The sequence below is a fragment of the Coxiella endosymbiont of Ornithodoros amblus genome, assembly GCF_019425495.1.
In the GTDB taxonomy this organism is placed as follows: Bacteria; Pseudomonadota; Gammaproteobacteria; order Coxiellales; family Coxiellaceae; genus Coxiella.
This window is the reverse complement of the sequence record NZ_VFIV01000042.1, coordinates 1-10117: the sequence shown is the minus strand read 5'-3', so window position 1 is coordinate 10117 and position 10117 is coordinate 1. Positions and strand designations below refer to the sequence as shown.

The window sequence follows — 10117 nt, the reverse complement described above, 5'->3', positions numbered from 1 at the left end:
CCAATTCGTTCGCTCTATCAGGAGATAACACTCCTGCTCCGATCCAAGCGCAGCGCTAAAAATCCAGCGGCGATTTGCAGAAAATCAATCTGAAATAAGCCACAAAATCGTTGCAGTCGTCGATAACATGTATAGAGATTCTTTTTTGAAGCCCAATTTTCACCTAATTTAAGTATTTAGCTAATAAATTTTTATGCTCAACTTTTTGGAAAAAGGAGGAAGGATGCTGCCCAATCAGGATTATAAACATGAAATAGAATAGAAATGCCGCTTATACCTATATTTCGTGAACACAACATAGACTACAGCAAAATTAAAAACAATATCGCTGCCGCCCGTATACCTACTCCTTCAGGACTGCTCAGGAATCTTGAGGGTTTATATTTCACCGTTGCCCATACCGACGTAAAAATTCCCGTTTTTAGGGACAAGGGAGTGGTCATCATTCGAGATTCAGGGATTCATGACCTGTAGTATGGAAAATATTACTCCTCAAGCTTATGTTTCCACAGTGTTATCTAAAAAAACGGACTTCGCCATTATCCGCTGAGAAAACTATTCCTGAAATCCCTGACTCTGTAAAAAATGCTATTGGTCAATTCGACTATCAGGACAAAGGAATTGCCCAACGGCATGTTCCTCGTTTAGCTGTCTTAGAAGCTTGACGAAGGGTGGAGCATACGCCAAATCGAAATTTTAAAAAGAGATATATTTTCTTTGGGCGGAAGGTATTTTTAAGCCCATGGGCTTTCATCTATGGTCTATTTATGGCTATCAACATATTTTCGGGCTTTTAACGTTGGAAAACATAGACAAGCCCGCTAACGAAAAAGAAAAAACAAGAGCGAATCAATTATGCCAACTCACTCAAAAGAACATTTTTTCAGTGTCTACCCAACTGAAATCTTTGACAACCTTTCTTTGGGTACTTTTTTCTGTAATCAAACATTACGTTTTTCCCAAATTTATTATAGAACGGATAGGTGCCTTTGCGGGCTTTAGTTTGATTGGGTTGGCTAGAGGCTATTACATAAAAGCAACCGCTACGCTAGTTAATTCAAGCTATCAAGCTTTTATGGTAGACGACGCTAAGAAACGATTTCAATCCGGAAGAATTACCGAAACGCTTTTTTAGGGAAGCAAAGCCATGCGGGGCGCTCTCAAACATTTTCCGATTTTAACGTGGAGATTGACTTTATTATTCGTCAGCGCTCACAATCTGGCCGTGATTAATTCAGAGATGAGTTTGTGCATTAAATTTCCGCTGAGTTTTCTCGTTTTCATCTGGGGAAGTTGGAAAGCCACGCGGTACAACGTAGAAAATGTTTGTAAAGAAATCACCGGTTCAACGCAAAATCTTTATAAAACCCCAACTTGATCTAGTTGATGCGAGCGGTTAATGCGATTGGTTAGAACGGATTATCTGAAAATCAACCAATTTTGGAAAGTAATTGGCATGGACACGGTATATGCCACTAGCCTTTTTTATTTAGGCTATGCCAAATTTAGGAAATTTTTACAAGCATCTGCTATTACCATTTACCGGAAATGCTGCTTCGCTTAGCTCTTTCTTTGAGTCGCTCGGTGATCTCACTTCTCCTGTTGGTCTCATAATGGCATTTTTAGCCGCAGGAGTGACACTTACTCAAACGCACCAATGCTATAACCCGCCATGCGGCTTTTCAATCAACCCAGAAAACCACTTTTGAAGAAAAATGAAGAACCTCTCGATCTCGACTGATTCTCTTACGACTTTAGCTATGGCGCGATAGAACTGTACTTCTAATTTTTGAGTTTGTCATTCCTTAGCCGGGAATCCATCGTGCTTCTTTTAGTGAATCGCGCACGCGTGCTCTGAACCCCGTCTGCGGACTCTACGTTTTTAATCTTTACCGCTTGTGGGTAATGATATATTCAAAACCTCTTTCACAAAGGGAACGGTTAATTTGCGTTGGGCAATTAGCGAAGCTTGATCTAATTTATCCAGTAAATTGAATAATATGGACATATCGCGGGGATAATGACGCAATAAAAATTGACCTACCTCATCTGATAATTCAAAACCTCGATCGCGAGCGCGCATTTGAAGGGCTTTTATTTTTTCAGCATCCATAAGTCCGATCACTTGAAAAATCAGCCCCCACGACAACCGCGAACGTAAATCGGCTAACTGGCAATTTAACTGCGGAGGAACGTAATTGCCAGCAACTACTAATTTAACCTGGGATTCGCGCACGCGATTGTAAAAATGTAATAATGCTTCTTCCCAATCCGCCTGACTGAGTACAGCATCAATATCATCAATACAGATTAATGGCTTGCTCTCCAAACCTTGCAAAATCGATGGCGCTAATTGCGGGGCTTTTAACGGCAAATACATTGCTTCCAACGATCGGTTATTCATCGTATGGCAACAAGCTTGTAGTAAATGAGTGCGCCCAACGCTTGGCTCACCCCATAAATAAATAAACAATTCACCCTTACCTTCTAATAATTCATTTAACGCTTTTAACAGCGTGATGTTGTTGCCGCCGTAAAAATTAGCAAAAGTAGTTTCTTCTCGTAACTGCACTCGTAATGGTAATTGATCTATCATTGTTAATGAATGGGAGGAGTTAACATTATCGGGGTTTCTGAATCCTCCGGAGGCGTATTCGATTTCCATCGATAAAATAAATTAGCCGCATTCAGCTCTGACTGAGTAGGTGTTTTTTCAGCTACTAAATACGAAACGGATTTCAACGATTTCACTAGATCATTGAAATTACCAATGGTTTTTATTTTTAACAAAAGCATATTGGCATTCATATCACTGACAGATACTTTGGCCACTGGCGTTAAATGTTTTAAAGTTGAAACGACGTGGACGTAATCGTCGAGGGTTTTCACACCAGTGACTTGCATGATGACTAAACTTTCCATTCCTTTACTATCCAGTGTAGCAAATTGATTGGCCATCATGTCGGCCGCTCGACCGATACCGTTATTGACTACTTGAACGACATTGGCTCCGCTCGTCTTCCATTCATAAGGAGCACCATTCAAAAACAATTGCCATTCTCCTTGAAACTGACCGTTCTCTGCGCTAATCACAGCACCTGATAAAATACTATCAACTCCACAGCGTTGAGAAATAACCTGTAATTTTTGATTATTGGGTAAAGTAGAGGCCGGTTGCGCGACATTGATTTGATCTTCAAAATCCATCGCTGGGAAAATAACAGGAACACCGCGGAGGGCAGCCACTCGTTTCAGCGCTTGAAGTGCTGGATTTTGACTATCGCTTTCTAAAATTTGGGATTGCTTTCCGTTGGGAATAGACACCCACACCATCGTCAAGGGGCGATTGGCACTCCAAATAGCTTGCTTCGCGTTTTGCAGTAACCGCTTAACAGCCCGCGTGTCAAAAACGACTTGCAGCAGGAGCTGCTGTTTTCCGGTCTCATCCGTTTTTGTAGCGTAACTGTATTTTTCAACATAATGGCTGATTTGGGGCACGGCATCTTGCACCGTTGGGAGCGTCATCACACCCGTGTTTCCACTCATCCGAATCGACACCTGCTCTAAAGCTTGAGGTAATGCTGTTTGTAGTGTTTTCGGCGATTGATCAGAGACGGCGACAGTAGCAACGTTTATACCCCACGGATTTCAATAGCCATTCCCTCATTAGTGAGAAAGAAATACGTCAGAGCAATTGTTAAAATAGATATTTTCCGAACGGCCACCATCGCAAAGCCTCCAGTGACTGAAATTATACGCCTTCATCTTTTCATTTGTCTTCTATTTTATTCGCTTTAAATCGTATAATTCAGTCCATGCCAGATTCCGCTCGACATCCGCCTCTTTCCTACCGCAAAGCCGGCGTTGATATTGAAAAAGCGGCTGACTTGGTTGAAGCCATTAAACCAATCGCTAAGCGCACCCGTCGGCCAGGGGTGTTAAGTGGGGTCGGTGGCTTTGGCGGTTTATTTGAATTACCCCGTGGTTATAAACACCCAGTTCTCGTATCAGGTACTGATGGCGTGGGAACCAAATTAAAGATCGCAGTTGAACTTAACCGCCACAATACCATTGGTATTGATCTGGTAGCGATGTGCGTTAATGATGTCATTACTACCGGCGCGGAGCCCTTATTTTTTCTCGATTATTATGCTACCGGCCATCTGAATAAAAAACAAACCAAACAAATTTTGGCAGGCATCGGCGCCGGTTGCGAACTGGCTGAAGTGGCGTTGATCGGGGGGGAAACGGCTGAAATGCCCGGACTTTATAAACAAAAGGATTATGACCTTGCTGGCTTTTGTGTGGGTGTTGTTGAAAAAGAAAAAATTATTGATAGAAGTCGAGTCCGCGTTGGCGATGCCCTCGTTGGGATAGCTTCTTCTGGTCCACATTCCAACGGCTATTCTCTCATTAGAAAAATTTTAGCTCGGGCGAAAATACCGCTTTCGCAGCCCTTTGAGAACAAATCACTCGGCGATAGGTTACTCGCCTCCACCCGAATTTACGTCAAAACAATTAAACGCCTTCTTTCCAAAATTAATCTCCATGCCCTGGCCCACATCACGGGCGGCGGTCTTATCGAAAACGTTCCTCGTGTATTACCGCCTTATACCCAAGCGGTTATTGATTCAAATGGCTGGAAACGGCCATCCATTTTTCATTGGTTGCAAAAACAGGGTAAAGTCCCGATAGAAGAAATGTGGCGCACCTTTAACATGGGCGTGGGAATGCTACTCTGCCTGGACAAAAAAGAAGTACGAAAAACGCTGGAACTGTTAGCCGCTTTAGGAGAAACCGCTTGGATCCTTGGTGAAATTCAATCCTTATCCGAGGAGCAACCGCGTGTAACCATAACGCCATGAATCGCGAACCGTTGCCTATTGTTGTTCTTATTTCTGGAAATGGGACTAACCTTCAGGCTATCATCGAGGCTATTCAAAAAGGTTTAGCGATTGAAATACGCGCGGCTATTAGCAATAAAGCCGATGCATATGGATTAAAACGAGCCCAACAAGCTGTCATTCCGACTCACATCATTTCTCACGAAAACTTCCCTTCACGCATCGATTTTGAAAGCACACTTCAAAAAACGATCGACCACTATGAGCCCCAACTAGTCGTACTGGCCGGCTTTATGCGTAAATTAGGAAAGGCATTTGTCAACCATTATAACGGACGGATGATCAACATCCACCCTTCCCTGTTACCTAAATACACGGGTCTTAACACCCACGAACGCGCGTTAGCCGCTGGTGAGACTGAACACGGTGTAAGCGTCCATTATGTTACCGAAGACCTTGATCTCGGTCCTCTTATTTGCCAAGTCCGTCTTTCCATCAATCCCAAAGACACCCCAGAAACGCTAAAAACCCGCGTCCACGCGCTTGAGCACGTTATATACCCTGAAATATTATCCTGGTTCGCTGCTGGAAGACTGAATTATCACAACAACCAAGTTTTTTTAGACGGAAAACCTCTCGCAAAATTAGGATACATCTTCCCATAAAGGCGAAACACACTCGCCCATTCTAATAAACTATTGTATAATGCACACTTATTGTATCATTTAAACTATACGGTAGAGTAGGCAAGCATGGTTAAATCAAAACTTATTAATCGTATTGCAATTCAGCAAAAAGCTTTGTCATGGAAAGACGTTGAACTGAGCGTTAATTACATTTTGGAATACATGAGCAACACCCTTGGTCAGGGCGATCGTATCGAAATTCGTGGTTTTGGAAGTTTTTCCCTCCATTATCGTCCAACACGTAAAGCACATAATCCTAAAACCGGAGAACGTGTTTACACGGAAGCCAAATATACGCCACATTTCAAACCGGGCAAAGATTTACGCGACCGTGTCAATAATAACCGTCACCAATTTCTCATTCACAAAGTTAATAACAGTGATCGGGAAGATGCTGCCGAATAGTTAACGCTAACGCGTACAGTTTTTTTCGAGGAAGACCACTAATTTTAGTTGCTAATGAAACCGCTTGTTTAAGAGACAGTTCTGAAAGCAATAGGGTTAGTACCCGTTGGTGTTCTTCGTTTATTTCCGTCAATTTTTCAGTCTGGCCGGCCACAATCACCACAAATTCTCCCTTTTGCTGAACAGGATTTTCATTAATCCAGTTTTTTAACTCCACTAACGTTGCAGTATGAATAGTTTCAAATTGCTTAGTGAGTTCCCGTCCAATAGTAGCCCGACGCTCGTTTTCAAAAATTTCATTTAATAAATCAATTAAATTTACAATACGGTGAACCGATTCATAAAAAATGATCGTTTGGCGTTGATTTTTTAAATCTTCCAATTTTCTTCGCCGCACTCCGCCTTTTGAAGGAATAAAACCCTCAAAAATAAACCGATCCGTCGATAACCCAGAGGCCACCAAAGCGGCGATGGCTGCACAGGCTCCGGGAATAGGAACAACTTCGATCCCGGCTTCACACACAGCATGCACCAATCGATAACCGGGATCACTGATCAGCGGCGTTCCCGCGTCGGAAATAAGCGCAACATTGAGTCCTTGTTTTAATTTTTCACATAAAAGAGTCGCACACACAGCTTCATTATGCTCATGTAAAGATAACAACGGAGTTTTTATCCTGTAATGCTCCAACAATTTTTTACTATGCCGCGTATGCTCCGCTGCAATAAGATCCACAGAGCGAAGCGTTTCAATCGCGCGTAACGTAATGTCCTCGCGATTACCTATAGGAGTTGCAGTAATGTATAAACTACCTCTGTTCATTAAGTCACAGCCGTTTTATATAAATGACGATTAACAACAAAACCTTATTATAATCTTCCGATTCTAGATTATTTTTTCCTATTTAGCCTAAATTTCAAAAATCCTCGTCGTCTCCGCGCAGTCGAGAACCCACCACATTAACCCGCCTGGACTTCTGTGCGGATCACGAAGTTTAAAATGGAAATCGCTGTGACTTTGTGAGTAATGATACTAAGTCAACAGGTCTCCCCCTTGCTTGACACTTTAACACTCTACGTTAAACCTTAACCATGTGGCAAAAAATATCCTTCGATTATACGATTCTGCTTGCGGCATGTTTGGGATTACTGACAAGCTGCACCCCCCCCCCAACTATCCTGGCGCAGCTAATAATCAAGTCTTCAGAGCCTTTGAAAATCCTTCCACGGTGTCTGAGCAGCGCATTGCCTTTCTCTTACCGCTGGAAGGAATGTTTGCCAAACAAGCCGGCGCCATTCGCAACGGTTTTTTGGCGGCGTATTATCAAGCAAAACAAAGATGCCCCGTCTCTACCCTCATTGTCCTCAATACCGGCGGAAAAAACATTAATAATGTTTACCAAGATGCCATCCAACAAGGTGCGACTATTATCGTCGGTCCGCTGATTAAAAACAATTTAGCTACGCTCATTAATTCGCACGAAATTACTATTCCAACATTGGCCTTAAATACCTTAGTTTCTCATTCCAACGCCAGCAATTTGTTTCAATTCAGTTTATCTCCCATTGATGAAACCACCGCAGCCGCTATAAAAATGCGAAACGATCAACACAACCGAGCGATCGTAATCACACCGAGTGGTGAATGGGGAAGTTCCATTGCCAAAGCATTTCAAACACAATAGGCATCATTGGGCGTACAAACGACGGCCCAATTGGTTTATGAAAATAACGCGATTTGAACGACGAGATTCGTCGATTGCTGAATATCGATAAATCAGAACAACGCGAACATCAACTGAGACGCTTATTGCAGGAAAAAATGCGCTTTATTCCGCGACGGCGAAAGGACTTTGACGCTATTTTTCTTGTCGCTAATGCCAATCAAGTCCGTCAAATTGTCCCTTTACTCCGCTTCTACTATGCCGGTGATATTCCCATATGCGCCACTTCATCAGGTTATTCACCCAATTCACGCCGCAGCGACGATATCGAGGGCGTTCAATTTAGCGACATACCTTTGGTTTTAACACCGGAACAATTATCACCTTCCCTTCAGCAAACACGCGAACGCATCCGCGCTTTATGGCCTCATTCTTTCAAACACAATACTCGATTGTATGCGCTTGGCGTTGATGCCTACAATATGTTATTTGAGCTACCTAAATTAACTTCAATTCCACAGTATGGAATGAACGGAGCGGCGGGCACTTTGTATTTACTGCAAACGCAACGCATTTATCGGCAGTTGTTGTGGGCTAAAATCATCAATGGACAATTGCAAAGTGAATGATGAATATAACGAACTCATCCTCCCCTAAAGGGCCTTCAAATAATGCGCTGATGTGAAAACCCCTATTATCACATCTTCTACCCCATGCTAACTTAGTCATATGTTTTTCCTTAACCAAAAAAATTCGTTTTAACGCTGAAAAAACAGCTCGTCGATATTTACAAAAACAAGGGTTGTCGTTTATCATTAAATTTCCGTTATAAACAGGGTGAAATTAGTTTGATAATGTCTCATCAATCGATGTTAGTTTTTGTCGAAGTACGTTACCGTCGTTTTTCTGATTTAATTCACCCTCTTACCACGCTCACTCCTTCAAAGCAACGGTGGCTCATAAGAACCGTACTTCATTACTTAAAAAAACATCGACTCCTTGATAAAATTTCCTGTCGTTTTGAGATCGTTGGCATTATGGTGGATCAGCAAATCACGTGGATAAAACGCTATTGAGGTATAATACTAAATAAACCTTATGAATTTGTTCCAATGCATTAAGTATAATTTCGAAGAAAGTATCAAAACTAAAACTGCAGCAATCGAGCTATTGCTCGATCCCATCGTCCAAGCGGGGGAACTGATGGCTCAATGTCTACTCAACGAGCGTAAAATATTAAGTTGTGGGAATGGGGGCTCCGCTGCTGATGCACAACATTTTTCATCCGAAATGCTTAATCGTTTTGAAACAGAACGGCCCAGTTTCCCTGCTCTGGCATTAACCACTGACTCGTCTACGGTGACGGCAATCGCTAACGATTATAGCTATGCCGAAGTTTTTTCAAAGCAAATCGTAGCCTTAGCATCCACCGGAGATATTTTATTAGCCATCAGCACCAGCGGGCATTCAAAAAATATTCTTCAGGCAATCACCGCCGCTCATATGAGAGGTATGAATGTTGTGGCGCTGACTGGCCGAGATGGAGGAGAATTAGTCACCTTATTGGGTACCGACGATATTGAAATTCGCGTGCCTGCAGAATCCACCGCTCGTATTCAAGAGACTCACGCTCTTATTATTCATTGCTTATGTGATATTATCGATCGGAAATTAATCCCAAGCTCTGAGGATCACTGATGAAGAAATTGGTCGCTTTGCTGTTGTTAACTTTTCCTTTAATGGGTTGCGTTCCCGCCGTTCTCCTTGCCGGCGCAGCCGGGGCTACGCTGGGTGGTGCCGTTGTCTATGATCAGCGCAGTTATAAAACCATGAATCAAGATCATAATGCTCGCGCTGTCATCCAAGCAGAGATCGATCGTGACCCGCGGTTAAAAGGTCAATCTCATATTTCTGTTTCCGTGTTCAACAACATAGCGTTGTTAGTAGGTCAAGCAAAAACGGTAACGTTATACGATCGGGCTTATCAGATTACTACAAAGGCCCCTTATGTCCGGCGTATTCATAATGAAATCACCATCGCGATACCTGCATCAGCCATACAACGCGCCAATGATTCTTGGATTACGACGAAAGTTCGCACAGCCATGTTGGGGAAACCGGGATTAAGTTCTTCTAATCTCAAAGTCGTCACCGAAAATAAAATTGTCTATTTAATGGGCATTGCCAGTCCTCGACAAGCTGCCATGGCCGCTGAGGTCGCACGGCGCATTTCAGGCGTGGAAAAGGTAGTAAAAGTCTTTGAATACGAATAAATCTATTTACAATTCTACTAGGCTGGCCATACTTCATCGATGTACTTCTATGTACGCTGCGCTGTTCGAAAATCAATGAATTCTGGTTTAGTTTAGCGAATGTAAACAGACCCTAACGATTTCAATTTTAGGCTTCATCGTCATTCCGAAAGGGAAGTTCAGGCGCATCTTCATGGGGACCGCGCGCGCCCGTGTGCGCCAAATCCCTGATTACGGTGTCAACTTAAGGGATTGAGGTAAAAATA

At 42.7% G+C, this 10117-nt stretch carries 9 protein-coding genes and 3 pseudogenes; 9 read left to right on the top strand and 3 right to left on the bottom strand.

Going from position 1 to position 10117, the window contains the following annotated elements:
• Positions 1-264: 264 nt before the first annotated feature.
• Positions 265-1741, top strand: a pseudogene (locus FIV31_RS05800) (hypothetical protein).
• Between the two features lie 141 nt (positions 1742-1882).
• On the opposite strand, the gene hda reads toward FIV31_RS05800, so the two are convergent.
• The gene (gene hda, locus FIV31_RS05795) at positions 1883-2596 is read right to left on the bottom strand and encodes a DnaA regulatory inactivator Hda (RefSeq protein WP_280124126.1); all 714 of its coding nucleotides are present in this window, start codon (positions 2594-2596) and stop codon (positions 1883-1885) included.
• A 2-nt stretch (positions 2597-2598) separates the two neighbouring features.
• Positions 2599-3728 (bottom strand): annotated as a pseudogene (locus FIV31_RS05790) (DUF2066 domain-containing protein).
• A 45-nt stretch (positions 3729-3773) separates the two neighbouring features.
• On the opposite strand from FIV31_RS05790, the gene purM reads away from it, so the two are divergent.
• The 3 genes from purM (at position 3774) to ihfB (ending at position 5935) form a co-directional block, all read left to right on the top strand.
• Entirely contained in the window at positions 3774-4865 is a 1092-nt protein-coding gene (purM, locus tag FIV31_RS05785; protein WP_280124125.1) for a phosphoribosylformylglycinamidine cyclo-ligase, read from the top strand.
• Entirely contained in the window at positions 4862-5509 is a 648-nt protein-coding gene (gene purN, locus FIV31_RS05780) for a phosphoribosylglycinamide formyltransferase (RefSeq protein ID WP_280124124.1), read from the top strand. The genes purM and purN overlap by 4 nt, the downstream gene beginning before the upstream one ends.
• A gap of 87 nt (positions 5510-5596) precedes the next feature.
• Positions 5597-5935, top strand: a complete 339-nt coding sequence (gene ihfB / locus FIV31_RS05775; protein ID WP_280124123.1) for an integration host factor subunit beta — start codon at positions 5597-5599, stop codon at positions 5933-5935.
• Here the strand turns inward: ihfB and rsmI are convergent.
• Positions 5901-6758, bottom strand: coding sequence for a 16S rRNA (cytidine(1402)-2'-O)-methyltransferase (gene rsmI / locus FIV31_RS05770; RefSeq protein WP_280124122.1), 858 nt, complete (start codon positions 6756-6758; stop codon positions 5901-5903). The two genes, ihfB and rsmI, sit on opposite strands and share 35 nt — an antisense overlap.
• A 271-nt stretch (positions 6759-7029) precedes the next feature.
• Here rsmI and FIV31_RS05765 point away from each other — a divergent pair, with 271 nt between their 5' ends.
• The 5 genes and pseudogenes from FIV31_RS05765 (at position 7030) to FIV31_RS05745 (ending at position 9872) form a co-directional block, all read left to right on the top strand.
• Positions 7030-7620, top strand: a complete 591-nt coding sequence (locus FIV31_RS05765; protein ID WP_280124121.1) for a penicillin-binding protein activator — start codon at positions 7030-7032, stop codon at positions 7618-7620.
• A 53-nt stretch (positions 7621-7673) separates the two neighbouring features.
• The gene (locus FIV31_RS05760; RefSeq protein WP_280124120.1) at positions 7674-8228 is read left to right on the top strand and encodes a penicillin-binding protein activator; all 555 of its coding nucleotides are present in this window, start codon (positions 7674-7676) and stop codon (positions 8226-8228) included.
• A 98-nt stretch (positions 8229-8326) separates the two neighbouring features.
• Positions 8327-8675, top strand: a pseudogene (locus FIV31_RS05755) (YraN family protein).
• A gap of 22 nt (positions 8676-8697) precedes the next feature.
• Positions 8698-9297, top strand: a complete 600-nt coding sequence (locus FIV31_RS05750) for a phosphoheptose isomerase (RefSeq protein WP_280124119.1) — start codon at positions 8698-8700, stop codon at positions 9295-9297.
• On the top strand, positions 9297-9872 hold the full coding sequence (locus FIV31_RS05745) for a BON domain-containing protein (RefSeq protein WP_280124118.1): 576 nt from the start codon (positions 9297-9299) through the stop codon (positions 9870-9872). The genes FIV31_RS05750 and FIV31_RS05745 overlap by 1 nt, the downstream gene beginning before the upstream one ends.
• Positions 9873-10117 lie beyond the last annotated feature (245 nt).